Origin of the sequence: Anaeromyxobacter soli (assembly GCF_022808855.1) — a bacterium.
Lineage (GTDB): Bacteria > Myxococcota > Myxococcia > Myxococcales > Anaeromyxobacteraceae > Anaeromyxobacter > Anaeromyxobacter soli.
In genome coordinates this window covers 20,939-45,621 of record NZ_JAKZLF010000007.1, presented here as the reverse complement: position 1 = coordinate 45,621, position 24,683 = coordinate 20,939, and the positions used below count along the sequence as shown (strand labels likewise).

Genomic DNA, 24,683 nt, shown 5'->3' with positions numbered 1-24,683 from the left:
GAGGCGCCCCGTGAAGCTCCGCCGCGTCCTGCCGCTCGTCATCGGCTTCGTCTTCGTCCCCGCGGCGCTGATGCTGACGGTGGGCATCCTCATCCTGGTCTACGGCACCCTGCCGCGGGACTACGTCTTCGGCTGGCTCATCGTCGCGCTCGTGGCGACCACCATCTTCGGGTCGGCCGCCACGCTCGCGGTGATCTTCCGCGAGGCCCGGCTCGCGAAGCTCCAGACGGACTTCGTGAACAAGGTCTCCCACGATCTCCGGACGCCGCTCACCTCCATCCGGATGTTCGTCGAGACGCTCCAGCTCGGCCGCATCCCCGACGAGGCGCGCCAGCGCGAGGCGCTCGAGATCATCTCCGACGAGACCGCCCGCCTGTCCGGGCTCATCAACCGGCTCCTCGACTGGGCGCGCATGGAGTCCGGCCGCCGCACCTACCAGCTCTCCCGCGAGCCGGTGGGGCCCATCGTGGACTCGGCGCTCCAGGCGTTCGAGGCCATGCTCCTGCAGCACCCCGCCGAGGTGGAGCGCGACGTCGCGCCGAACCTGCCGCCGGTCATGGCCGACCGGAAGGCGCTCTCGGAGGCGATCCTCGACCTCTTGCAGAACGCCCACAAGTACACCGGCCCCGAGAAGCGCATCACGGTGCGCGCCGTGGCGAGCGGCCCGACCGTGCAGATCAGCGTCACCGACAACGGCCCCGGCATCCCCGAGCGCGAGCACAAGCGCATCTTCAAGAAGTTCTACCGGGCGCGCGATCCGCTCTCGCGCACGATCGAGGGGACCGGGCTCGGGCTCGCGATGGTGAAGCACATCGCGGTGGGCCACGGCGGGAAGGTGTCGGTGTCGAGCCAGGTGGGCCACGGGGCGACGTTCACGATCTCGCTGCCCGCCCTCGGCGCGGTCGCCGAGGCGCCGCAAGGCGCGCGCGCGGCGCGGCCGGCGTAGGGAGGGAAGACGTGGGCGAGAAGATCGTGGTCATCGAGGACGATCCCTCCATCCTCCGCGGGCTCCAGCTGAACCTCGGGATGGAGGGCTACACCGTGCGCTCGGCGAGCGACGGCGAGACGGGGCTCCGGCTCGCCAAGACCGAGAAGCCCGACCTCGTCCTCGTCGACGTGATGCTGCCGCGGCTCGGCGGGCTCGAGGTGGTGCGCGAGATCCGCAAGGACGACCCCGAGCTGCCCGTCCTCATCCTCTCCGCGAAGGGGCAGGAGGGCGACAAGGTCGCCGGCCTCCAGCTCGGCGCGGACGACTACCTGGTGAAGCCGTTCGGGCTGAAGGAGCTGCTCGCGCGGATCGACGCGCTCCTGCGCCGGCGGCGCGCGCGCGGGGAGACCGGCCCGAACCGCGCCGTGCGGAAGGTGGGCCAGATCGAGCTCGACCTCGACGCGCGCCGCGCGACGGTGGCCGGGAACGCGCTCGAGCTCACGAGCCGCGAGTACGACCTCCTCGCCTTCTTCGTCCTGCACCCCGACCGCGTGTTCAGCCGCGAGCAGCTCATGGAGGCGGTGTGGGGCTCGCGCTACTTCGGCACGGCGCGGACGGTGGACAACTTCATCGCCCGGCTGCGCGCCCACATCGGCGACGACGCCGAGCACCCCCGGCATCTCGAGACGGTGCGCGGGGTCGGATACAGATTCAACCCGTAGAGACGGGGGCTGCGCCTGCGAGCGCCTCCTTCACGCAGCGAACGAGCGGCTCGTCCTCGCCGGGCAGCACCGTACGCGGATCGAGCACCACCCGATCCTCCTCGATCCGTGCGACGACGGGGGGATCCCGGCGGCGGAGCCGCGCGAGCAGCGCATGGGGATCGCCGGCGGGGAGGGCGAGCACGAAGGTCGGCAGGGTGACCTCGGGCAGGGAGCCGCCGCCCACCGCCGAGCGGCTGGGCACCACCGAGGCCCCCCCGCCCGCCGCGCCGAGCGCCGCTCGCCACCGCTCCGCCCGCTCCCGGATCGCCTCGGGCGCCGCCGCGATCGCGCGCCAGACGGGGACCTTCTCGCGCGCCTCGCCGCGCTCGTAGTGGGCGAGCGTCGCGCCGAGGCCGGCCAGGGTGACCTTGTCGACGCGCAGCGCGCGCATGAGCGGGTGGCGCTTCACGCGCCGGATCGCCTCCCGGCGGCCCACGAGGACGCCCGCCTGCGGGCCGCCGAGCAGCTTGTCGCCGGAGAAGCAGACGAGGTCGGCGCCGGCGCGCACGCGCTCCTGCACCGTCGGCTCGAGCCCGAGGCCGTGCGGCGCGGTCTCGAGGAGGGTGCCCGAGCCGAGATCGTCCACCACCCACAGGTCGCGCTCGCGCCCGAGCGAGACGAGCTCTTCGAGCGACGCGTCGTGCACGAACCCCTGCACGCGGAAGTTGGAGCGGTGCACCGACATGAGGATGCGCGTGCGCGGCCCGATCGCGTCCTCGTAGTCGCGCCGGTAGGTGCGGTTCGTCGTGCCGACCTCGGCGAGCGTCGCGCCCGAGCGGCGCAGCACGTCGGGGATGCGGAACCCGCCGCCGATCTCCACGAGCTGGCCGCGCGAGACCACCACCTCGGGCGCCCCGTCCGCCGGCGCGTCGCCCGACGGCCGGGCCGGCATGAGCGCGGCGAGCGCGAGCATCACCGCCGACGCGTTGTTGTTCACCACCACCGCCGCCTCGGCGCCGGTGAGCCGGCAGAGCGGCGCCTCGGCGTGCCCGTAGCGATCGCCGCGCTCGCCCGCCTCGAGGTCGTACTCGAGGTTCGTGTAGCCTGCGGCGGCACGACGCATCGCGTCGATGGTGTCCTCGGAGAGCGGCGCGCGGCCGAGGTTCGTGTGGATCACCACGCCGGTGGCGTTGATCACCGGCCGCAAGGAGCCCTTCGACGCCGCCTCGAGCCGATCGAGGAGGTCGCGCTCGATCGCCTCGGGCGGCGGGCAGGTGGCGCCGCCCAGGATCTCGCGCCGGATCCGCTCCAGCTCCCCTCGCACCGCCTCCATCACCACCCCGTGCCCGAGCCGCCGCACCAGCCCCGCCTTCTCGGCCGCTTCGAGCAGCCGGTCGGCACGCGGCAAGTTTCGAGCCTCGGAAGGGGGGGCCGGGGGCGAATTTGGAGCTTTCATGTCCGCATGCTAGCGGAGGTTTTCCGCTGACAAGAGCCTTGTCTAACCACGCGTGAGCGGGTAATCCTTCGCGCACTCCTATGCCCCCTATCGTAGCGTCTCCCACGGCGGCAGAGTCCTATCTCTGGGCGATCATCCTGTTTCCGCTCGCGGGCGCGATCGTGAACGGGCTCATCGGGCGGCGGATCGGGAAGGGGAACGTCACCCTCATCGCCCTCGGCGCGATGGTGGGTGCGCTCGTCGTCTCGACGATCGCCTTCACCTGGGCGCTGCAGGGCACCGTCCTGCACTTCCGCGGCGATCCCTGGATCCGTGTGGCCGGCCCGGACGGGCGGGCGCTCATCTCGATCGGGTGGGGCCTGCTCGTCGATCGCCTGTCCGGAACGATGATCATGGTCGTCACGGGCGTCGGGACGCTCATCCACATCTACTCCGCGTCGTACATGTCCCATGAGGACGACACGGGGTACGCCCGGTTCTTCACGTACCTGAACCTCTTCGTCGCGGCGATGCTCACGCTCGTCCTCGGCGACACGCTCGTGCTGACGTTCGTGGGCTGGGAGGGTGTCGGCCTCTGCAGCTACCTCCTCATCGGGTTCTGGTACACGGACCCGGCGAAGGCGTTCGCCGGCCGCAAGGCGTTCGTCACGAACCGCATCGGCGACTTCGGCTTCCTCGTCGGCCTGTTCGCGCTCATCTCGATCTTCGGGACGGCGAGCTACGGCGACCTGCAGGCCATCGCGCGCTCGCTCGACCCGGCGGCGGCGATCCAGGTCGGCACCTTCGCCGGCCGCACCTACCAGTGGGCCATCACCTTCGCGCTGCTCGGCCTGTTCGTGGGCGCGTGCGGCAAGAGCGCCCAGCTCCCGCTCTACGTCTGGCTGCCGGACGCGATGGCCGGCCCGACGCCGGTCTCGGCCCTCATCCACGCCGCGACGATGGTCACCGCCGGCGTGTACCTCGTCGCGCGCAACGCCTTCCTGTTCTCGCTCGCGCCGGCCGCGATGGCGACCGTCACGATCGTCGGCGCGCTCACCGCGCTGTTCGCGGCGCTGATCGCCTTCGTCCAGACCGACATCAAGAAGGTCCTCGCCTACTCGACCGTGAGCCAGCTCGGCTTCATGTTCATCGGCGTGGGCGTCGGCGCCTGGTGGGCGGGCGTGCTGCACCTCGTCACGCACGCGTTCTTCAAGGCCTGCCTGTTCCTCGGCGCCGGGTCGGTGATGCACGGCATGGGCGACGAGACCGACATCCGCAAGATGGGCGGGCTCCTCAAGAAGATGCCGCACACGGCCGCGACCTTCGGGATCGCGACGCTCGCCATCACCGGCTTCGTGCCGCTCTCGGGCTTCTGGTCGAAGGACGCCATCCTCGGCAACGCGCTCTTCAGCCACAACCCGGCGTGGCACCAGGTCGGCGAGATCGCCTACGTGCTCGGCACGCTCGCGGCACTCGGCACCGCGTTCTACATGTCGCGCGTGTTCTTCCTCACCTTCGTCGGCAAGCCGCGCACCCACGCCGCCGAGCACGCGCACGAGTCCTCGCCGGTGATGACGATCCCGCTCTGGATCCTCGCGATCCTGTCGATCGTCGCCACCGTGCTGGCCCTGCCGGTGCACGGTCAGCTCGGGCACCTGTTCGAGCGGTTCGTGGAGCCGGTGTTCGCGGCGGGGACCGCGCGGCTCCTCGCGGTCGAGCACCTGCACGCCGGCGAGCACCCCGCGTGGCCGTACTTCGCGGCCTGGGGCGTCGCTGCGCTCGGCACCCTCGTCGCGTGGACGATGTACGCCGGCCCGGCGCTCGAGGCGCCCCGCAAGCTCGCCCTCGCGTTCCCGCGCCTGTACCGCTTCGCGTACGACAAGTTCCGCGTCGACGAGCTGTACGAGTTCCTCGTCATCGAGCCGCTGCGCTACCTCGCGTACATCCTGTGGCGCATCGTGGACGTCTTCGCGATCGACGGCCTCTTCGTGAACGGCGTCGCGCGCGCGGTCGGGGCCGCCGGCTCGATGTTCCGGGTCGCGCAGAACGGCGACCTGCAGCGATACGCGGCGGTGATGGCAGTCGCCGCGGCGGTGATCCTCTGGACCGTGCTCGGCGCGGGAGGGCGCTAGACCGTGAACCTCCTCACCCTCGTCACCTTCCTCCCGCTCGCCGGCGCGCTCGCGCTCGTGCTCGTCCCGCGCGACGAGCCCGGGCAGCACCGCGCGCTCACGCTCGGCTTCTCGCTCCTCACCTTCGTGCTGTCGCTCGGGCTCTGGTTCGGCTTCGACGCCTCCGCGAGCGCGCCCGAGTTCCAGTTCGAGCAGCGCCTGCCGTGGATCCAGTCGCTCGGCATCGGCTACCACGTCGGCCTCGACGGCGTCGCGCTCCTGCTCGTGATGCTCACGACGGCGCTCACGCCCATCGTGATCCTGTCCGCGTGGCGGGCGGTCGAGGAGCGCGTGAAGGAGTTCATGATCGCGCTGCTCGTGCTCGAGACGGCGATGATCGGGACCTTCGCCGCGCTCGACCTCGTGCTCTTCTACGTGTTCTGGGAGCTCATCCTCGTGCCGATGTACCTGCTCATCGGCATCTGGGGCTCGCAGAACCGCCTGTACGCGACGGTGAAGTTCTTCATCTACACGTTCACGGCGAGCGTCCTCATGCTGCTCGCCATCATCTACATCTACTTCCACGACGGCGGGACCTTCGACTACGTCCAGGCGCGGCAGGCGCTGCAGGTGACGCCCGACCACGCCCGCTGGCTCTTCCTCGCGTTCGCCGTCGCGTTCGCGGTGAAGGTGCCGATGTTCCCGCTCCACACCTGGCTGCCCGACGCGCACACCGAGGCCCCGACCGCCGGCTCAGTCATCCTCGCCGGCGTGCTCCTCAAGATGGGCACCTTCGGCTTCTTCCGGTACGCGCTGCCGCTCTTCCCGGAGGCGGCGCTGCAGTACCGGAACGTCATCGCCGTGCTCGCGGTGATCGGCATCCTCTACGGCGCGCTCATGTCGCTCGTGCAGACCGACATGAAGCGGCTCGTCGCCTACTCCTCGGTCTCGCACCTCGGCTTCGTGATGCTCGGCCTCGTGGCGCTCTCGGCCGAGGGGCTCACCGGCTCCGTCTACCAGATGCTGAACCACGGCGTGTCGACGGGCGCGCTGTTCCTCCTCGTCGGCATGCTCTACGAGCGGCGCCACACGCGGCTCATCGCGGAGTACGGCGGGATCGCGAAGCAGGTCCCCTGGATCGCGACGGCGTTCGTCATCGTGATGCTGTCGTCGGTCGGGCTGCCGGGCACGAACGGCTTCGTCGGCGAGTTCCTCATCCTCTCCGGCACCTGGCTCTCGCGGCTCGGCTCGGCGCCGGTGTTCGCGACCCTCGGCGCGCTCGGCGTCATCCTCGGCGCGGTCTACATGCTCATCCTGGTCGAGCGGGTGTTCTTCGGGGCCATGCGGAACCCGGCGAACCGCGCCCTCCCCGATCTCAGCGTCCGCGAGGGCTTCGTCCTCGTCCCGATGCTCGTGCTCATCGTGGTGATGGGGATCCTCCCCGGCCCGTTCCTCGCGCCGGCGAAGCCGGCCGTCGACCGGCTCATCGGGCGGTTCCAGCAGGCGGAGGCGCGGCTCGGCATCGGCCCGCAGGTCGGCACGGTCACGCCGTCCGTGGCGGTCCGCGCGGGCGCCCAGCTTCCCGCCCCGACGCTCCCCATCGTCCTCCCCACCGGCGGGGCTCACTGACATGAACGGCTTCCCGACGAACGACTTCGTGGCGCTCCTCCCGATCGCGATCCTCACGGTCGGGGCGCTCGCGGTGCTCCTCAGCGAGGTGTTCCTCGTCTCGGGGCGGCGCGGGTACCAGGCCGCCATCACGGTCGTGTTCGCCGTCGCCGCGGGGGCCGCGGCGATCGCCCGGCCCTACTCCGGCTACGTGTTCAACCGCCAGGCGGTGGTCGACGACTTCTCGGCCTTCGTGACGGTGGTCGTGTGCGCCGGGCTCGCGCTCTCCGCGCTCGTCGGCGCGGGCTGGCTGCGCGCCCGGAACGCGGAGCGCGGGGAGTTCTACGGGCTCGCGCTGTTCGGCACGGCCGGCATGGCCCTGCTCGGCATGGCGACCGACCTCCTCGTCGCGTTCATCGCCATCGAGGTGATGAGCCTCGCGACGTACTCGCTCGCCGCCTACCTCCGCCGCGGCAAGCGCCCCTCCGAGGCGGCGTTCAAGTACCTCGTGCTCGGGGCCATCTCCTCGGCGCTCTTCCTCTACGGCTCGGCGCTGCTCTACGGCGCGTCCGGCTCCACCCTGTTCGGCGAGCTCGCGAAGGGCCGCGGCTCGCCGCTCTCCCTCGCCGGGCTGAGCCTCGTCGCGGCCGGCATCGCCTTCAAGATCGCGGCGGTGCCGTTCCACGCCTGGACGCCCGACGTCTACGAGGGCGCCCCCACGCCGGTGACCGCGTTCATGGCGGCCGGGGTGAAGGCCGCCGCGTTCGCGCTCCTCGCCCGCATCTTCCTCTCCGCGGAGGCGGGGACCGCCGCGCAGGCGACGGCGTTCTCGGGCGTCATCAGCGGCCTCGCCGTGCTGACGATGATCTTCGGGAACCTGCTCGCGGTGCCCCAGCGCTCCGTGAAGCGGATGCTCGCGTACTCCTCCGTGGCGCACGCCGGGTACCTCCTCGTCGGCGTGCTGTCCGCCTCGGTCGCGGGCGTGCGCGAGAAGGCGCTCGCGGGGCTGCTCTTCTACCTCGCCGTGTACGCGGCGACGGCGATCGGCGCCTTCACCGTGGTGGGCGCGCTCGAGCGGCGCTCCCGCCTCGACGACGAGCCCGCCGACGCGTGGGACCTCGAGCGCTTCGCGGGGCTGGCGCGGCGCCGCCCGGGGCTCGCGTTCGCGATGGCCGTGTTCCTGCTGTCGCTCGCGGGGATCCCGCCCACCGCGGGCTTCATCGGGAAGCTCTACATCTTCCAGGCGGCCATCGGCGCGCAGCTCTACGGCCTCGCCATCCTCGGCGTGCTGACGAGCGCGATGGGCATCTACTACTACCTCCGCGTCGTGGTCTACATGTACATGCGGCCCGCGGCCGGCGAGGCGGAGCCGCTCTCGTCCGCCGCGACCTCGGTCGCCCTGGCCGCGGCGGTCGCGGTGGTGGTGGTGCTCGGGCTCGTCGCCGACCCGGTGATCCGCCTCGCCCAGGCCGCCGGCGCGATCCTGCTCTAGGCTCTCCGGCCGTTCCTCACGCGCCCGCCGCGCCGCGATCAACGCGGTGCCGGCGGGCGCGCAGCCTCGTCAGAACCTTCAGGCGGGCCGCGCGAGCGCGTCGGCGGCGAACGGCTTCGGGAGCGGCTGCGCGCGCGGGTGACGGCGCACGACGTGGGCGAGGAGATCCTCGTGGGGGCCCGTCACGACCGTGCGCACGCCGGCCGCGGCCGCGGCCTCGAGCACGGTGTCCGAGCCGACGAGGTGCGCGTCCACCACGCAGCAGTCGGGTCGCCGCGTCGCGATTCGCGCCAGGGCGTCGTCCGCGGTGTCCGCGGCGACGGCCGCGTGGCCGTCCAACCTGAGCGCGATCGCGAGTGCCTCGCGGAAGTTTCGGTCACCGTCGACGATGAGGAACGAGGCCATGCGGGCGGCGATCCGCGGAGAAAAAAGAAAAGAAGTGCAAAGCGCAGCTGAAGTGGCGGGGGGGGACCTCCTTCAACAGGCTGCTTTGCACTTCTCTTGGTTCGCTAAGAGCAACATCGGTGCCATCCGGGGCCTTGCGCGTCCTTCTTGCCGGACAACCGAGGAAATCCAGGAGGATGGCGGTCGAACGTTCCACCGGCGAGGGGACCCCCGCAGTGACCCAGCGGGCCTCCGCGTTGCACACGTGAAAGGCGGCCGTTTCAGAGCTGAAAAACGCGTGTCCCGCACTCGCTCGGCGGCGCCTGGCCGCGCGTCGCCGGCTCGCCGTCGCCGCGGGCTAGGCCGGGGGAACGGCGCCGCGGGCATCGATGGCGAGCCGCTTCATCCTCCGCCACAGCGTCGTCGGCGAGACCCCGAGCTCGCGCGCCACGCGGCCGAGATCGCCCTCGCAGCGCGCGAGCGCCGCCTCGATGGTGCGCCGCTCCGCGTCCTCCACCGCCTCGGCGAGCGTGCGGCGGTCCTCGTCGCGCCCCGGACCGACGTCGCGCACGGCCTCGATGTGTACGTCGCCCGCGCGGATCTCCCGGCTGGGAGAGAGCGCCGCGGCCTGCTCGATCGCGTTCTCGAGCTCTCGCACGTTGCCGGGCCACTCGTGCTCGACGAGCCGGGCGAGCGCTTCGGGGGTGAGGATCTTCCCCTCGGCGGTGCGGCGGTTGTAGCGCTGCACGAAGTGGGCGGCGAGGAGGGGGATGTCCTCGCGCCGCTCCCGCAGCGGGGGGATCCGGACCGGCACCACCGCCAGCCGGTAGTAGAGGTCCTCGCGGAACCGGCGCTCGGAGATGGCGCGGCGCAGATCCTGGTTCGTCGCCGCGATGATGCGCACGTCGACCTGGACCGGCGCGGACTCGCCCACCCGGCGGATCTCGCCCTCCTGCAGGGCGCGCAGGAGCTTCGCCTGGAAGCCCGGCGCGGTCTCGCCGACCTCGTCGATGAAGAGCGTCCCGCCGTTCGCCTCCTCGAACAGGCCGCGCCGGGCGCGGATCGCCCCGGTGAAGGCGCCCTTCGCATGGCCGAAGAGCTCCGACTCGAGGAGCGTCTCGGTGATGGCGGCGCAGTTCACCGGCACGAACGGCTTGTCGCCGCGGCGGCTCGCGACATGGATCGCGCGGGCGACGAGCTCCTTGCCGGTGCCCGACTCGCCGGTGACGAGGACCGTGGCGTCGGTGGGCGCCACGCGCACCACGCGGTCGAGCACCTCGCGCATGGCGGCGGAGCGGCCGATGACGTGCTCGAGGCCGTAGCGCTTGCGGAACTCCCCCGCGAAGAGGCTCACCTCGCCGAGCAGGCGGCGCTTCTCGAGCGCCTTCGAGACGCGCAGGAGGAGCTCGTCCTCCTTGAACGGCTTCGCGAGGAAGTCGTAGGCGCCCTCCCGGATCGCGTCGACCGCCGACTCGATCGTGCCGTAGGCGGTCATCACGATGACCTGGGTCTCGGGCGCGAGCCGCTGCGCCGCGCGCAGGACCTCCATCCCGTCGACGCTCGGCATCCGCAGGTCGGTGAGGACGACGTCGAAGGTCTCCTGCTGGAGGCGCTGCACCGCCGCCGCGCCGTCCTCCGCCTCCTCCACCACGTGTCCGGCCTGGCGCAGCACGATGGCGGTCGTGGCGCGCATGTTCTTCTGGTCGTCGACGACGAGGACCTTGCCCCGGGGGGGAACGCTCGCGGCCGCGCGGCGCGCGAGGTCCCCGCCGTCCTCGGAGCCGGCGACGCCGGGGGGGAGCTCAACCATGGGCGGCTTCCTTCTCGGTGGGGGACGGGCGCAAGGGCAGCCGGAGGCGGAACGCCGTGCCGGTGCCGCCCGGGCGGCTCTGCACGGTGAGCTCGCCGCCGTGGCCGTCGACGATCCGCTTCACCACCGCGAGCCCGAGCCCGGTCCCGCTCGCCTTGGTCGTGAAGAAGGGCTCGAAGATCCGGTGCCGGACCTCCTCGGGGATGCCGGGGCCGGTGTCCTCGAGGTCGAGGGCGGCGGCGCCGTCCTCGCGCCGCAGCCGGACGGTGAGCCGGCCGCCGCGGGGCATCGCCTGGAGCGCGTTCACGGCGATGTTGATGACCGCCTGGCGCACGAGGCGCGCGTCCATCGGGACGGCCGGCAGGTCGGGGTCCACCTCCCGGTGGACCTCCACGCCCTGCGGGTTCTGGGCGAGCGCGGTCTGGATCGCCTCGTCGACGACGCGCTCGAGCCGCTCGGGGCGGAGCTGCGGCTCGGAGGGGCGCGCGAAGTCGAGCAGGTCGCCGACGATCCGGTTCAGGCGGTCCGCCTCCTCGCCCACGATGTCGAGGAGCAGCTTCGCGTCGCCGGCGGGGCGGATGAGCCGGCGCAGCGAGCCGAGCGAGTTGAAGATCACGCCGAGGGGGTTGCGCACCTCGTGGGCGACGACCGCGGAGAGCTCGCCGAGCGCGGCGAGCCGCTCCTGCTGGATGAGCTGCCGCTGCGCCCGGGCGAGCTCCGCGTAGCTCTTGCGGAGGTCCTCGTAGAGGCGGGCGTTCTCCGCGGCGACGGCGAGCTGGTTCGAGATGGCGGCGGCGCGCTGGATCTCCGCGGACGTGAAGCGGCGCGGCGCGCGGGTCTCGATGATGACGGCCGCGCCGATGGTGCGCTCGCGGACGAGGAGCGGGAGCACGAGCAGGGCGCGGGCCCCGGTCAGCGCCCGGGCCTCGGGGGAGACGCGAGGATCCTGCTCCACGTCCTCGATCGCGACGGCCTCGCCCCGCTCGAGGACGGGGCTCTCGATGGGCGTCGAGCCCGGCGGGAGCCGGCGCCCGAGCAGGCCCCGCAGCGGCCCCGCCACGGCCCGGATCTCGGGGCTGCCCCCGTCGCCGGGCCCGAGCGCGAGGAACGCGGCGGTGCAGTCGACGATGCGCGCGAGGTTCTTCACGCCCTCGCCGAGCACCTGCTCGATGTCGAGGGTGGCGAGGGAGCGGCCGACGTCGTGGAGCAGCGCGAGCTCCTCGGCGCGGCGGCGGGTCTCGGAGTAGAGCCGCGCGTTGTCCACGGCGACGGCGAGCTGGCTCGCGATGGCCATGGCGCGGGAGAGCTCGCCGGGGGTGAAGGTGCGCTCCGCGTCCGCGCCCTCGACGAGCGCGACGCCGACCGGCTGGTCGCGGACGTGCAGCGGGACGGCGAGCACCGCCGCGCCCGTGTCGGCGCGCCCGGCGAGCGGCGCGTGCGCCTCGAGGGCGGCCCGCGCCATGGAGGGCTCCTCGAGCGAGAGGCGGTCCGCGCCGACCGGCGCGCCCCGGAACGCCGCGCGTCGCAGCGCCTGCCCGCGCACGTCGCCGAGGAGGATCGTGCACGCCGGGACCTCGAGGGTGCGCATGAGCTGCTCCGCGCCGGCGCCGAGCACCTCCTCGAGCTCGAGCGAGGACGAGACCACCCGGGCGACGTCGATGACCGCGGAGAGCTCGGCGAGGCGGTCGCGCGCGGCCTGGTACAGGCGGGCGTTCTCGATCGCCACCGCGAGCTGGTTCGCCACCGCGGTGACCCGCTGGACGTCCGCCTCCGTGAAGCGCCGGGGGCGGCGGGACTCCTCGATGACGAGCACGCCGAGCGGCTCGCCGCGCAGGAGCAGCGGCGCGAAGAGCATGGCGCGCGGCGAGAGCCGGTCCCGGAGCTCGGCGTTCACCTCGAGGTGGTTTCGGGCGTCGTCCACCACGATGGCCCGCCGCTCGCGGATCACGCGGAAGGAGACGCCCCCGTCGCGCAGCGCCTGGGGCAAGAGGGCGGGATCCTCCTCCTCGAGCCCCGTCCCCGCCGCGAGGTGCAGCTCGCTCGCGACCGGATCGTAGAGCACCACCGCACCGCGGCTCGCGTCGAGCAGGCGGCGGCCCGCCTCCACGCCGTCCCGCAGCACCTGGTCGAGATCGAGCGAGGCCGCCACGGTCCTGCCCATCTCGTTGAGGAGCGAGAGCTCCTCGACGCGCGCGCGCGCCTCGGCGTAGAGCTCGGCGTTCTCGAGCCCGACGGCGAGCTCGCCGGCGAGCGCGTTCGCGAGCGCGAGCTCCGGATCGCCGAAGCTGCGGCCGGCGTCGTCGGCGATGAAGAGCACCCCGCGGGTCGCTTCACGGGAGGTCAGCGGGACGGCGAGCATCGCGAGGGACGGCATGCCGGGCGCGGCGTGGATGCTCGTGCGCGGATCGCCCTTCACGTCGGCGCTCCACGCCGGCGCGCGGCGCCGGAACGCCTCCGCGGCGATCCCGTCCTCCTCGAGCGAGATCCGCATCTTCGCCGGATCCAGCGGCGCCCCGAACGCGGCCACGCCCCGCAGGGCGCGCCCTCCGTCGTCCACGAGCAGCACCGCCGCGCCGCGGGCGGAGAGGGCGCGGGCGACCTCGCGGCAGCCGTCCTCGAGCAGCGCCCGCACGTCCCCCGGCGCGTTCCCGAAGATCCGCAGCGCGAGCGCGTGGACGGCCTCGAGGTCGGAGAGGCGGCGCCGCACGTCCGCGAAGAGGCGCGCGTTCTCGACGGCGACGCCCAGCTGCACGCCGATGGCGGAGAGGAGGCCGACGTCGCCCGGCTCGAGCTCGCGCCCGTTGACGGGTCGGGTCACGAGGAGCGCCCCGAGCGCGTGGGCCTTCGCGAGCAGCGGCACGGCCACGAGCGGCCCGTCGCCGCGCGCGGCGCGGAACGCCTCCCAGGCGTCGCCGCCGCTGGCCGGGTCGCGCCCGTCCACGGGGCCGAGGCGCGCCACCGCGAGGCCGGGGGCGCCCTCGCCGACCTGGAGCTGGGCGACCGCGCGCGCCGCCTCGGGCGCGAGGCCCACGCCGGAGACGAGCAGGAGCCGGTCGCCGTCGCGCAGGAACGCGGCCCCGCCCGCGTCGAGCGTGCCGCACACGCGGCGGAGCGCGGCGTCGAGCAGCAGCACCGGGTCGAGCTGCGCCGAGGCGAGCGCGAGGTCGTTGAGGAGGGTGAGCTCGCCGACGCGCCGGCGCAGGTCACCGAGCAGGCCGTGGGACTCGATCGCGCCGGCGAAGTGGGCGGCCGCCGCGGCGAGCACGTCGAGCCGCGAGTGCGCCCGCTCCGGGCCGGAGCGGTACCCGGCGGTCATGACGCCGACCACGCGCGAGCGCGCCACGAGCGGAACCCAGGCGCTGGCCGCGAAGCCGAGGCGCGCCACCAGCGCGCCGCCCGGATCGTCGGCGCGGGCCTCCACCACCCGCGCGGTGCGGTCGCGCACGACGTCCCCGAGCGGCGAGGTGAGCGGGAGGCGGGCGGTGTCCGCCGGCGCGTTCTCGACCCCGTCGTGGAAGCGGCAGGCGAGCTCGCCCTCGCGGTCCTCGAGCACGTAGACGCCGAGCGCGTCGCAGCCCGTGGCGGCCCGCACCAGCTCGGCGGAGCGCGCGAAGAAGCTCGGCAGATCCGCCGCGTCGCCGGCGATGGCGCCCAGCCGGTTCAGCGCCGCGAGCTCGGCGTTGCGGCGCGAGAGGTCGGCGATGATGCGCGCCGCGTCGAGCGCGGCGGCCACCTGCGCCCCGAAGAGCCGCACCGCCGCGACGTCGCCGCGGTCGAGCCAGTCGCCGACGATGACGAGGTAGTTCCGGATGGCGGTCCGCTCGTCGAGGCGGACCGCGATGGCGCGGGTGAGGCGGAGCGCGACCGCGCTCGCGTGGGCGACCTCGGCCCGCGGGTCACCCACGAACGCCGCGACCTCCGACCCCCAGTCGTCGGAGAACGCCACCCCGTCCGCCCACACGGCGCGGGAGAACGATCCCCACGCGCCAACGCGGCCGACGAGGGGCCCCGCCTTCTCCACGAACTCGGCCTCGATCGCGGGCGCCGGCGCGGCCCACTCCAGGCGGACGCCGTCCGACTCGGGGCGCATGAGGAGCGAGGTGAGCCCGATGGCGCGCAGCCCGTCGCGGACGCGCTCGAACACCCCCGCCTCGTTCCGCTCGCGCTGGATGGCCGCGCCGAGCGCCGCGAGCGCCTCGAGGCGGGGGCGGCGGTCGGCGCGCGCGGAGACGTCCCGGACGCGCACCAGCACGTCCCGGCCGTCGACGTCCATCCTGAGCTCCACCGCCCGGCGCCCGCCGCCGGGCAGCGCGAGGGCGACCTCGTACTCGGCCGGCGTCGGCTCGCCGCGGAGCAGCCGCGCGTACCGGTCCGCCGTGCGCGACCGGTCCTCCGGGGCGAGGAGCTCGAACGCCTTCGCGCCGACGAGCGCGGCGCTCGTGCTCTCCACGAGCGCCGCCACGAGCGGGCTCGCGTACAGGATCCGCCCCCCGCGGATGACGACCGTGCCGACGGCCTCGAGCGGCGCCTCGCTCATGCGCGCCCCTCCCCGCGCAGCACGCGCTTCTCGCCGACGCGCAGGGTGACCTTCTCGCGATCGAAGTACTCGGCGAGCGGGATGACGTGCTTGCGGGTGGCGCCGACGAGGTCCTTGAACTCCTGGGTCGAGATCTCGCGCCGCTCGCGCAGGAAGGCGACGAGCCGCTCCCGGAGCGCCCCGACCGCGCCCGCGTCGAACCAGAGCTCCGCGCTCGCGCGGACGACGCGCCCCTCGGCGAGGAGGAGCTTCAGCACCGCCTGCACGTCGGCCGGCGCGCCTCCCACGAGCAGCGGCAGCTCCGCGAGCCAGGCCGGCGTGAGCCCACCCTGGGCGAGCGCCTGCGCGACCTTCTCCTTCAGCGCCCCCGCGTCGGCGCCGGAGGCGGCGGCGTGGCCCTTCCGGCGCACCTGGTCGCCCTGGACGACGAGCTCGCCCCTCTCCGCGAGCTGGGCGAGGAGCCGCTGGAACAGGCGGGGATCGGTGATGGGGGGCAGGCTCCCCCGCAGCTCCTCGCGGCCGATGCCCGCCGCGAGCGGGTGCGCGGCGTGGAACGCGTCGACCGCGGCGAGGAGGCGCCGCGCGAGCTCCTGGGCGACCGGGCCCCCCACGTAGGCGCGGCGCTCGCGATCGAACAGCACGGCGCCGCCCTTCGCGCCGAGGCGGTCGAGCGCGCCCTGCGCCGCCCTGGGCGCGAGCGCGGTCCGCCCCACGAGGCCGGGCAGGTCGAGCCCCGCCGGCCCGGCCAGCTCGAGCACGGCCGCGACGCGCGCGTCGGGGTCGCCGCGGGCGAGCACCTCGAGCTGCCGCGTCGCCTCGGGACGCCCGCGGCGGCGCCGCGGGGCGGCCACGGCGAGGACGCGCCCGCCGCCGACGGTCTTGCCGCGCCCCTCGAGCACCGCGAAGCCGCGCAGGATGAAGCGCTGGCCCGGGAGCGCCGCGACCGGCGCCCCGAGGCGGAGCTGCGCGAAGGCGGTCTCGCCGGGGCGGAGCTCGGCGCGATCGAGGAGCGCGACGGCGGCCGGCACCTGCGCGGTGCCCACGTGGAGGAGGAGCTTCGCGCGGTGCTTGAGCGGGCGCGGCGCGGCGGCGAGGAGCGTCACCTCGGCGTCGAGGATCGAGGACGGCGGCACGACGCCGGCGTGCACGAGCGCCTGGCCCCGCGCGACCGCGGTGGGCTCGATGCCGGGGAGGTTCACCGCCGTGCGCTGGCCGGCGAGCGCGCGCGGGGCGGCCTTGCCGTGCACCTGCACGCTCCGGACGCGGAGGGGCGGCGCCCCCGGCGGCGACGGCAGGAGCGCCGCCTCGTCACCCTCGGCGATCTGCCCCGAGAGCAGCGTCCCGGTGACCACCGTCCCGAACCCCTTCATGGAGAAGGCGCGGTCGATGGGCAGGAACACCGGCCCGTCCGCCGGCCGCTCCGTCACCTCGCCCGCGAGCCGGGCGATCTCGGCGCGGAGCTCGTCCAGCCCCTCGCCCGTGGCGGAGGACACCGGCAGCACCGCGGCGCCCTCCAGGAACGTCCCCTTCGTCGCCTCGCGGATGTCCTGCTCGAGGAGCGGCAACCAGTCGGCGCCCAGCCCGGGCAGGAGATCCGACTTCGTCACCGCCACGAGCCCGCGCGGCACGCCCAGGAGGCGGCAGATGTCGAGGTGCTCGCGGGTCTGGGGCATGACGCCCTCGTCCGCGGCGACGACCAGCACGACGAGGTCGATCCCGCCCGCGCCGGCCGCCATCGCCCGGACGAACCGCTCGTGGCCGGGGACGTCCACGACGCCGGCCACGGTGCCGTCGGGCAGCGCGAGGTGCGCGAACCCGAGCTCGATGGTGATGCCGCGCCGCTTCTCCTCGCGCAGCCGGTCCGGATCGATCCCGGTGAGTGCGCGCACGAGCGAGCTCTTGCCGTGATCGATGTGTCCGGCGGTGCCGACGACGACGCGCTTCATGTGCTCCCCCGGGACGGCCCGCAGGCCCCCCCGAACCTCCGCCTCATGGCGCCCGGCGCAGGCAGGCAGCGTGCGTCGCGGCAGGCTCCGTGCGCGCGGGGGGCGCCGTCAAACCCCGACCTCGCCCGGATCGACGCCGCCCGCCTCGCCGCCGTCGAGCTGGTAGTCCCAGCCGAACAGGACGAGCTCGTCCGTCTCGAGGAAGGAGAAGTCGGGCCGCGCCCCGTCGGGCCGGACGACGAGCACGGCGGTGCGCACCTCGCGCGCGCCCGCCTTGCGGGTCACCGCGCGCGCCTTCGCGAGCGTGGCGCCGCTCGCCGCGACGTCGTCCACGACGAGGACCTTCTTGCGCGAGAGATCGGGCAGCTCGACCACGGGCTCCGGCAGCGGCGCGGCGTCGCGCCGGCGCTTCTCGATGCGCACCGGGTAGAAGTCCACGCCCAGCGCGGCGGCGAGCGCTCCGCCCACGAACACGCCGCCCTTGGCGACGCCGACGACCACGTCCGGCTCGTACCGCGCGGCGATCCGCTGCGCGAGGCTCCGCGCGACCTCGCCGAAGGCGGCCCAGCCGATCTCGCGCACCGCCTTCTTGGGCGCGCGCTTCATGCGCGCCGGCGCGGCGAGGCGGTCCATGGCGAAGCCGTCGGCGACCCCCATGCCGAGCGGGTGGTCGACGATCGGGGCGCTGCGCTTCGCCTTGCGCGCCACCGCGCCGCGGCGGGGCTTTCCGGCGGCGCGGGCGGGCTTCGCGGAGCGGCGCTTCGCGGGGGCGGCGGTCTTCCTCTTCTTCGAGGTCGGGATGGCGGTCCTCCGGGAGAGGGGGCCGTTCGTCCGGCCCGGCAGGGGAGCAGAATCTACCACAGCCGTGCTCACCCGCTCGCCTCGCGCTCCCCCAGCCGGCGCGCGATGTCACGGAGCGCCGCCTCGTCCACGACGTACCGCGAGCGGCAGAACTCGCAGGTGATCACGGCCTGCTTCTCGGTGGCGAGCACCTCGAGGACGCCCTCGCGACCGAGCGCGGAGACCGCCGAGCGCGCCCGGGCGTCGCTGCAGCCGCACCGGTACGCCACCTCGCCGTCGGCGAGCAGCTCGAAACCCTGGCCGCCCACCTCCCTGAGGATGTCCTGGGCTGGGGCGCCGCGGGAGAGGGCCGCCGGGAGCGCGCCTCCGAGGAGTCGGGCGCGCGCCGCCTCGATCGCCGCGTCGTCGCCGTCCGGCAGGCGCTGCAGGAGCACCCCGGCGACCTCGCCGAGCGGCTCGCCCTCGCGCGGTACGACGGCGACGTCGAGGGCGGTCTCAACCTGCTCGCTCGCCGCGAACCAGCGGCGCAGGTCCTCCGGCAGGTCGAAGGTGACCAGCTCGACGGCGCTGCGGTAGTGCTGGCCGTCGCCGAGCTGCCGCAGGACCGAGAGGAAGCCCGAGCCCCCGAGCGCCGCGCGCGCGCCGCGCGCCGGATCGCCCGGGAAGTTCACGGCGGGTCGCCGGACGTAGCCGCGCACGTTCCCGTCGTGATCGGCGTCCACGAACAGGCCCGAGAGCGGACCGTCGCACTCGAGCTGCAGGTTCACGCGCCCCTTCTCCTTCTGCAGCGCGCCGAGCAGGGCCCCGCCGGTGAGCGCCTGCGCGAACAGGTGGGCGCTCGTCGGGTAGAGGCCGTGGAGCATGCGGGCCATCCGGGCGGTGTCGCCCACGCGGACGAACACCGCGCGTAGGCCGTGCTCGGGGAAGAGGCCGCGGCAGAGACGATCGGACATCCGGGTCATTCTGTCCGGATGCGTGGCGCGGCGCCACCCGCGCGCACCGCGAGGAAGCCCGCCGGCGCGCGCCCGTCGCGGCCCGTCAGCGCGGCAGGGTCGCGACGAGCGCGAGGCCGAGCTGGACGGCAGGCGGCTTCTCGCCCGCCGCCTCGCCGATGAGCTCGACGCCCGCCTTTCCGGCGGAGGGCAGCCGCTGGCCCTCGTGCAGGCAGCCCACGTCGCCGCGGTAGACCGGCGGTCCGCGCCCGCGCGAGAGATCGAACGAGCAGCTCCCGTACCGTCCCTTGAGCTTCTTCGGGTCGATGGAGATCCGCACGCGCTGCCCGTAGAACAGCCCCTCGACGTCCGTCTTGCCGCTCTTCTGCTTGAAGGTGAGGTTCACCTGGGGACCGGAGAGCCGCGACTCGCCGCCCACGAGGTTCACGTCCTGTCCGGCGATGTCGCCCGCCCAGCTGCCGTCCTCCCGGCGCGTCAGGTTCACGTCCGGTCCGACGATGCGGGTGTCGTCGAACGAGGCCCCGCTGCCCATGCCGCCGGTCGAGTAGAAGCGGACCTCGCCCTGGGGCTGGAAGGCGGGCTCCTGCGCGAGGGCACGCGACGCGAAGAGCGCGCCGGCGAGCAGCAGGGTCGACGAGAGGGTGCGCATGCCGTGACCCATAGCAGAGCGCGATCCGCCTACGCCACGACGCTGCGGATGGTATCCCTGAGGGACGCCGAGGGGCTCCAGCCGACCTCCCGCACGAAGCGGGAGCCGTCCACGACGCAGAGGTACTGGATGTGATCCACCTCCTCCGGCGGGAAGCTCGTGAGCCGCGCCTCGAACGCGCGCCGGAGCAGCGACCGGACCACGAGGTGCGGCACCGGGATGGGGTGACGGCCGAGCTGGTGCAGGATCGCGGAGAGCGGGAGCTGTCCGGGCCCGGTCACGTTGAAGACGCCGCGCAGGCCGGGCCGGAGCGCGAGCGCGAGCGCGCGGCACACGTCCTGCTCGTGGATGATCTGCACCATCGGATCGAAGCCGAGGACCGTGACGGGCCGCGCGAGGCGGAGGTAGTTCGACGGCGCGTTGCGCACCGTCGGCCCGACGATGTTCACCGGGCGCAGGAGGACGGTCTCGAGCTCGGGGTGCTTCCACATGAACGACTGCGCGTACATGTCGAGCTCGACGAGATCGCGCATCTCGCTGAAGCGCTCCCCCGCCATGAGCGGCGTCTCCTCGGGGAGGAAGTTCGAGTTGTCGGGGCGCGGCCCGTAGACGTTCGCCGAGGAGAGCACCACGGCCTTCTTCACGCCGTGGCGGGCGCAAAGATCCAGGATCTTGTGCGTGCCGAGGACGTTGAACGAGTGGGTCTCGCTCCGCAGCTCGCGGGGGTCGTGCATGATCCCGAGGTGGATGAGCGCCTCGGGCCGGTGGCGCCGGAACACCTCCTCGACCCGCGCCTTGCGGATGTCGAGCTGGTGGTGGGCGAGGTCCTTGGGCTTCCCCGCGAACGGGCGCCGGTCGAGGCCCACGACGCGCGTCTCGGTGTGCAGGAGCTTCGCCAGCGCGCGGCCGAGGTTTCCGGAGATCCCGGTCACGAGGACCGTGCGCGGCATGCCGGGGAAGGTGATGGGCTCGGTGCGGGGCGCCACGGGGGCTCCTACCAGAACACGTGCTTGCGCTCGGCGAGGCCGCGCTCGAGCAGCGCGGCCACCGCCGCCTGCACCTCCGCCACCTTGCGCTCGAGCTCGGCGTCGTCCTCGTCCGGCGAGCCCGTGAAGCGGAGCGGCTCGCCGAAGTGGAGGTGGTAGCGCGCGGGGAGGGGGAAGGGGAGGAGGGTGGGGGTGATGGGAAAGGCGGGGAAGGAGAGGAGGCGCGCGAGCGGCTTCAGGTCGAGCAGCGCCGGCGCCTGCTCCTCCGCGCCGACCACGCCGACCGGCACGATGGGGGCGCCCGACTCGAGCGCGAGCCGCATGAACCCCGGGCCGAAGCGGCGGAGCTGGTAGCGCTCCCTGAACGGCTTGTTGAGGCCGCGCACCCCCTCGGGGAAGACGAGGATCGCCTCGTCCGCGGCGAGGAGCCTCCGGCAGTTCTCGGGCGTGCCGACGATCTGCCCGCAGCGCGCCATGAAGGTCGAGACGAACGGGAGGGTCGGCACCCACCGCTCGACGAGCGCGCGCACGACGCGCGGCGGGTCCTTCTCGACGAGGAGCGCGACCTCGATCATCGCCGCGTCGAACGGGAGCTGGCCCGAGTGGTTCGACACGAGGAGGACGCGCCCCTCCGCCGGGACGTTGTCGACGCCGTGGAGCTCCACCCGGAAGTACTTGCGGTAGAGCCAGGTGAGCGGGGCGACCGCTGCGACGGCGAAGTCGAGGTCGAAGCCGTAGGGATCGACCCCGAACTCGTTGGCGGGCGCGGTGATCTTGTCGAGCCGGGCGCGGGTGCCGGGGCCGCCGAGCTCGTACGTCCACGCCTTGAGCCGCGCGCGCACGGCGTCCGACAGCTCCGACATTCCCTCCGTTTATCACGGGCCTGCTTCCTTGAAGGGGCCGCGGACCGGGTGCTACCTTCCGTGACCCCGAGGGCTCTCTCGCCTGCCCGCCGGAGACGTCCTGCACCGGAGGAACGCGACATGAGGGTCGGCTGCCCCCACTGCCACGCCGCCTACAACATCGACGACCGGCGTATCCCCGCGTCCGGCCTGAACGTCCGGTGCCCGAAGTGCCGCGAGACGTTCCCGGTCCGCCCCGCCGACGCGGACGGCGCGGGCCGGCGGGCGGGGGACGAGCCGGTGCCGCTCCCCGGGAAGACCGAGGGCGCCGTCCCGCTCGCGCCGCCCGCCTCCGCGGGCGTCCCGCTCCCGCCCCCCCCGAGCGCCGGGGTCCCGCTCCCGGCACCGCGCTCCGTGGCGGCAGGGGTGCCGCTCCCGCCCCCGGCGCTGCCTGCACCGGACAGCGTCCCGCTCCCGCCGCCGATCCCCGCCGCGCCGCGGCAAAACGATCCACTCGCGCCGCCTTCGACGCCCGGCGCCGATCCGTTCGGAGCCGACGTCCCCGACGCCACCGCGGACGCGGTGGAGGCGACGCCCGACGGCGGCGCGCTCGGGTTCGGCGAGGTCGAGCTCGGCGCCGGGCGGCCCGCCGCCCCGCCGCCTCCCTCGCTCGACGACACCGATCCGTTCGCCCCCGCGCCGGGGGCCTCGCCCTTCGGCGCGGCCTCGCCCGCCGCGGCCGATCCGTTCGGCGCGCCGGCGCCTGCCGCGCCGGAGGCGCCCCCGGCCCATCCGCCCGCCGCGGGCGGCGAGAACCTCGAGATGCTCTTCGGGGAGGGCGCCGCCGCGCCGGCTCCGGGCGGCGCCCGCTACCGCGTGCGCATCCGCTCCGGCAAGGTCGTGGGCCCGTTCGACGAGCGGCGCGTCCTCGAGCTCCTCTCGCGCGGCGATCTCACCGGCAAGGAGGAGGCATGCAAGGACGGAGAGGACGCGTGGGCTCCGCTCGGCGACGTGGAGGCGTTCTCGAAGGCGGTCGCCGGGGGCGCGCGGCGCCGCGGGTCGCCGAGGCTCGGGCGCGGCGCCGGCCGGCCGCGCGCGGCCGGGCTGGCCGTCGCGGTGGTGGCGCTCGTGCTCGTGCTCGCGGTGGGGATCGGCGCCGGGTTCACGGAGCACGGCTTCTTCTTCGCCGGCGCGCTGCGCGGGCGGGACACCGCGCGCACCGCGGCGCTCCTTTCGAGGGCGCGCGCCGCGCTCGCGAAGGGCGACTACGCCTCCGAGCGGGCCGGGCTCGATCTCGCCGCGCAGGCGGTCGCCGCCGACCCCGAGGCGCGCGACGCGGCCGCGCTGCACGCCATGGCGGTGGCGGCGCTCGAGCTCAGGCACGGGGCGCCGCCCGCCGCGCTCGAGCAGGCGCGCCGCGCCGCCGACCGGCTCGCGGACCGCGACGCGACGGACGCGGCGGCGCTCGGGGCCCGCCTCGCCGTGAGCGTCGCCACGGGCGGCGGGCCCACCGGGCCTCAGGAGGCCGCGCTCGAGCACGCGGCCGGGGACGGCAAGGACGTGGAGGTGCTCGCGCTGCTCGCGCGCGCGGCGCTCGCCCGCGGTGACGCTGCCCGCGCGGCGGCGCGCTTCGAGGCCCTCGGCGCGCTCGAGCCCAAGGGCGCGCGGGCGCCTCACGGCAAGGGCCTCGCCGAGGCGGCGCGCGGCGACGCGGCCGCCGCGAAGGCGGCGTTCGGGATCGCGCTCGCGCGGGACTCGGGCTACCTGCCCGCGCGGCTCGAGCTCGCCGCGCTCGCGGTCGCGGCGGGCGACCCCGCGGCGGCGGAGGCCGAGCTCGCGCCCCTCCTCGAGAAGGGGGCCGAGGCGCGGCTCGGTCCCGGCGAGCGGGCGCGGGCGCTCGCGCTGCGGGCCGGGCTCCTGGCCCGGACCTCGGCGGGGGCGGCCGAGGCCGATCGCGCCTGGGAGGCGGCGATCGCCGCGGACTCGCTCGCGACGGAGGCCCGCACCGCGCTCGCGCGCCACCGCCTCGCCCACGGCGATCCGGCCGGCGCGGTCGCGGCGACGGAGGCGGTGGCGGGGTCGGCCGACAAGGACCCGGCGCTCGCCGCGGTGCGCGTGCGCGCGCTCGCCGCCGCGGGCCGCGCGCTCGACGCGCTGTCGCTCGCGGACCGAGCGCTCGCGGCCGCGCCGGGGGACGCGGCCCTCTCGCTCTCGAAGGCGGCCGCGCTCGAGGGCGCCGGGCGGATCGAGGACGCGGTCACGCTCTACCGCGAGGTCGCCGCGAAGACCCCCGCGGCCTGGGAGCCGCGGCTCGCGCTCGGCCGCATCGCCGTCACCCGCCGCCAGCTCGACGTCGCGACCGCCGAGCTCGCCGCTTCGGTGGAGCGCGGCCCGCGCGTGGCGGCGGTCCACGCGGCGCGCGGCGAGCTCGCGCTCGCGCAGGGCGATCCCGCCGGCGCGGAGGCCGCCTACCGGCGGGCGCTCTCGGTCGATCCGGAGTGCGCCGCCGCCGAGACCGGCCTCGCGCGCATCGCGCTCGCCCGCGGCGACGCGGCCGGCGCGCGGGCGCGCCTCGAGCGCGCGCTCACCCTCGACCCGCGCGACGCGGAGGGGCACGTGACGTTCGGCGCGCTGCTCTGGGCCGCCGGCGATCTCACCGGCGCGGAGAAGGCGCTCGAGGCGGCCGTCGAGCTCCAGCCGCGGAACGCGGGCGCGCTCGTGCGGCTCGGCGCGGTGAAGCTGGAGCGGGGCGACGCCGACGGCGCCGTGCAGCGGCTCACCGCCGCCGCCGCCGAGGCGCCCCAGCTCGCCGAGGCGCAGCAGTGGCTCGGCCGCGCGCTCCTCGCGAAGGGGGAGACCCCGGCGGCCGTGGCGAAGCTGCGCCGCGCGGTCGAGCTCGAGCCCTCGAACGCCGACCACCAGCTCCACCTCGGCGCCGCGCTCGAGCGCGCGAACGCGCTCGAGGAGGCGCTCGCGGCCTACCGCGGCGCCGCGAAGGCCGACCCGCGGCGCGCGGATCCCCACGAGCGGATGGCGCTCCTCTTCGCCGCGAACGGTCGCTGCGACGCGGCGATCGGCGCCTACGAGAAGGCGATCGCGGCCGCGCCGCGCCTCTCGCGCCTGCGGATCGCGCTCGGCGACTGCCAGCTCCGGCTCGGCAAGGCCGAGGAAGCCGCGAAGGTGTTCCGGGAGGTGCTGAGGGTAGAGCCGAAGGCGGTGCCGGTGATCTACCGCCTCGGGCGCGCGCTGCACGAGGCCGAGGGGGAGCGCGCGGCCCTCCCCTGGTACGAGCGGGCGGCGCGCGAGGAGAAGGACAACCCGATGCCGCACTACTACCTCGGCTACCTGTACAAGGAGCGCGGCGAGCGGCGGCGGGCGATCGAGGAGTTCAAGGCCTTCCTCGCGCTGCGGCCGGACGCCGAGGAGCGGAAGGACATCGAGGGGGAGATCGAGGATCTGGGCGGGACCCCGGAGCGCCCGGTCGCTTCCCCTTGACG

The 24,683-nt window shown here is 74.8% G+C and carries 16 protein-coding genes and 2 pseudogenes; 8 read left to right on the top strand and 10 right to left on the bottom strand.

Annotated features, from left to right (window positions below; all coding sequences use genetic code 11):
* Positions 1–10: 10 nt before the first annotated feature.
* Positions 11–946, top strand: coding sequence for a sensor histidine kinase (locus MLV88_RS07220; protein WP_242337648.1), 936 nt, complete (start codon positions 11–13; stop codon positions 944–946).
* A gap of 11 nt (positions 947–957) precedes the next feature.
* Entirely contained in the window at positions 958–1,650 is a 693-nt protein-coding gene (locus tag MLV88_RS07215; protein ID WP_242337650.1) for a response regulator transcription factor, read from the top strand.
* Here MLV88_RS07215 and selA read toward each other — a convergent pair.
* Positions 1,640–3,040: an L-seryl-tRNA(Sec) selenium transferase gene (selA, locus tag MLV88_RS07210; protein ID WP_243337193.1), complete on the bottom strand. Its 1,401-nt coding sequence runs from the start codon at positions 3,038–3,040 to the stop codon at positions 1,640–1,642. The genes MLV88_RS07215 and selA overlap by 11 nt on opposite strands.
* A gap of 128 nt (positions 3,041–3,168) precedes the next feature.
* Here selA and nuoL point away from each other — a divergent pair, with 128 nt between their 5' ends.
* Genes nuoL through MLV88_RS07195 form a run of 3 tightly spaced genes read left to right on the top strand, consistent with a single transcriptional unit; the run spans position 3,169 to position 8,278 of the window.
* Complete coding sequence (gene nuoL, locus MLV88_RS07205; protein WP_242353454.1) at positions 3,169–5,199, top strand: NADH-quinone oxidoreductase subunit L; 2,031 nt, start codon at positions 3,169–3,171, stop codon at positions 5,197–5,199.
* A 3-nt stretch (positions 5,200–5,202) separates the two neighbouring features.
* On the top strand, positions 5,203–6,807 hold the full coding sequence (locus MLV88_RS07200; protein WP_242337656.1) for a complex I subunit 4 family protein: 1,605 nt from the start codon (positions 5,203–5,205) through the stop codon (positions 6,805–6,807).
* A gap of 1 nt (position 6,808) precedes the next feature.
* On the top strand, positions 6,809–8,278 hold the full coding sequence (locus MLV88_RS07195; RefSeq protein WP_242337658.1) for an NADH-quinone oxidoreductase subunit N: 1,470 nt from the start codon (positions 6,809–6,811) through the stop codon (positions 8,276–8,278).
* A gap of 78 nt (positions 8,279–8,356) precedes the next feature.
* On the opposite strand, the gene MLV88_RS07190 is transcribed toward MLV88_RS07195, so the two are convergent.
* The 9 genes from MLV88_RS07190 to MLV88_RS07150 all read right to left on the bottom strand — a co-directional run bounded on the left by MLV88_RS07190 (position 8,357) and on the right by MLV88_RS07150 (position 21,207).
* On the bottom strand, positions 8,357–8,683 hold the full coding sequence (locus tag MLV88_RS07190) for a DNA-binding transcriptional response regulator (protein ID WP_242337660.1): 327 nt from the start codon (positions 8,681–8,683) through the stop codon (positions 8,357–8,359).
* 337 nt (positions 8,684–9,020) lie between these two features.
* Positions 9,021–10,472, bottom strand: a complete 1,452-nt coding sequence (locus MLV88_RS07185; protein WP_242337662.1) for a sigma-54-dependent transcriptional regulator — start codon at positions 10,470–10,472, stop codon at positions 9,021–9,023.
* Positions 10,465–15,009 (bottom strand): GAF domain-containing protein, encoded by a 4,545-nt coding sequence (locus tag MLV88_RS07180; RefSeq protein WP_242337664.1) that lies wholly within the window; start codon positions 15,007–15,009, stop codon positions 10,465–10,467. Before MLV88_RS07180 ends, MLV88_RS07185 begins: the two co-directional genes overlap by 8 nt.
* A complete protein-coding gene (selB, locus tag MLV88_RS07175) occupies positions 15,006–16,955 on the bottom strand; it encodes a selenocysteine-specific translation elongation factor (protein ID WP_242337666.1) in 1,950 nt (649 codons plus the stop codon). Before selB ends, MLV88_RS07180 begins: the two co-directional genes overlap by 4 nt.
* A gap of 108 nt (positions 16,956–17,063) precedes the next feature.
* Positions 17,064–17,828, bottom strand: coding sequence for a phosphoribosyltransferase (locus MLV88_RS07170; RefSeq protein ID WP_242337668.1), 765 nt, complete (start codon positions 17,826–17,828; stop codon positions 17,064–17,066).
* The gene (gene hslO, locus MLV88_RS07165) at positions 17,825–18,709 is read right to left on the bottom strand and encodes an Hsp33 family molecular chaperone HslO (RefSeq protein WP_242337670.1); all 885 of its coding nucleotides are present in this window, start codon (positions 18,707–18,709) and stop codon (positions 17,825–17,827) included. Before hslO ends, MLV88_RS07170 begins: the two co-directional genes overlap by 4 nt.
* Before the next feature lie 85 nt (positions 18,710–18,794).
* Positions 18,795–19,358, bottom strand: a complete 564-nt coding sequence (locus MLV88_RS07160) for a hypothetical protein (protein ID WP_242337672.1) — start codon at positions 19,356–19,358, stop codon at positions 18,795–18,797.
* 29 nt (positions 19,359–19,387) lie between these two features.
* Positions 19,388–20,308, bottom strand: coding sequence for an SDR family oxidoreductase (locus MLV88_RS07155; RefSeq protein ID WP_242353470.1), 921 nt, complete (start codon positions 20,306–20,308; stop codon positions 19,388–19,390).
* 44 nt (positions 20,309–20,352) lie between these two features.
* Positions 20,353–21,207 (bottom strand): lysophospholipid acyltransferase family protein, encoded by an 855-nt coding sequence (locus MLV88_RS07150; RefSeq protein WP_242337673.1) that lies wholly within the window; start codon positions 21,205–21,207, stop codon positions 20,353–20,355.
* A 120-nt stretch (positions 21,208–21,327) separates the two neighbouring features.
* Between MLV88_RS07150 and MLV88_RS07145 the strand changes: the two are divergent.
* The 3 genes and pseudogenes from MLV88_RS07145 to MLV88_RS24805 all read left to right on the top strand — a co-directional run.
* A pseudogene (locus MLV88_RS07145) lies at positions 21,328–23,994 on the top strand (tetratricopeptide repeat protein); the annotation flags it as partial.
* A 30-nt stretch (positions 23,995–24,024) separates the two neighbouring features.
* Positions 24,025–24,183 (top strand): annotated as a pseudogene (locus MLV88_RS24810) (tetratricopeptide repeat protein); the annotation flags it as partial.
* A 33-nt stretch (positions 24,184–24,216) separates the two neighbouring features.
* Positions 24,217–24,681: a tetratricopeptide repeat protein gene (locus MLV88_RS24805; RefSeq protein WP_408628793.1), complete on the top strand. Its 465-nt coding sequence runs from the start codon at positions 24,217–24,219 to the stop codon at positions 24,679–24,681.
* Positions 24,682–24,683: the final 2 nt, after the last annotated feature.

Bases quoted from the DNA above. Each gene is read 5' to 3' on its own strand.
- nuoL (WP_242353454.1), top strand. From the start codon at position 3,169: ATGCCCCCTATCGTAGCGTCTCCCACGGCGGCAGAGTCCTATCTCTGG.
- MLV88_RS07195 (WP_242337658.1), top strand. From the start codon at position 6,809: ATGAACGGCTTCCCGACGAACGACTTCGTGGCGCTCCTCCCGATCGCG.
- MLV88_RS07190 (WP_242337660.1), bottom strand. From the start codon at position 8,683: ATGGCCTCGTTCCTCATCGTCGACGGTGACCGAAACTTCCGCGAGGCA.
- MLV88_RS07185 (WP_242337662.1), bottom strand. From the start codon at position 10,472: ATGGTTGAGCTCCCCCCCGGCGTCGCCGGCTCCGAGGACGGCGGGGAC.
- MLV88_RS07180 (WP_242337664.1), bottom strand. From the start codon at position 15,009: ATGAGCGAGGCGCCGCTCGAGGCCGTCGGCACGGTCGTCATCCGCGGG.
- selB (WP_242337666.1), bottom strand. From the start codon at position 16,955: ATGAAGCGCGTCGTCGTCGGCACCGCCGGACACATCGATCACGGCAAG.
- hslO (WP_242337670.1), bottom strand. From the start codon at position 18,709: ATGTCCGATCGTCTCTGCCGCGGCCTCTTCCCCGAGCACGGCCTACGC.
- MLV88_RS07160 (WP_242337672.1), bottom strand. From the start codon at position 19,358: ATGCGCACCCTCTCGTCGACCCTGCTGCTCGCCGGCGCGCTCTTCGCG.
- MLV88_RS07155 (WP_242353470.1), bottom strand. From the start codon at position 20,308: ATGCCGCGCACGGTCCTCGTGACCGGGATCTCCGGAAACCTCGGCCGC.
- MLV88_RS07150 (WP_242337673.1), bottom strand. From the start codon at position 21,207: ATGTCGGAGCTGTCGGACGCCGTGCGCGCGCGGCTCAAGGCGTGGACG.
- MLV88_RS24805 (WP_408628793.1), top strand. From the start codon at position 24,217: ATGGCGCTCCTCTTCGCCGCGAACGGTCGCTGCGACGCGGCGATCGGC.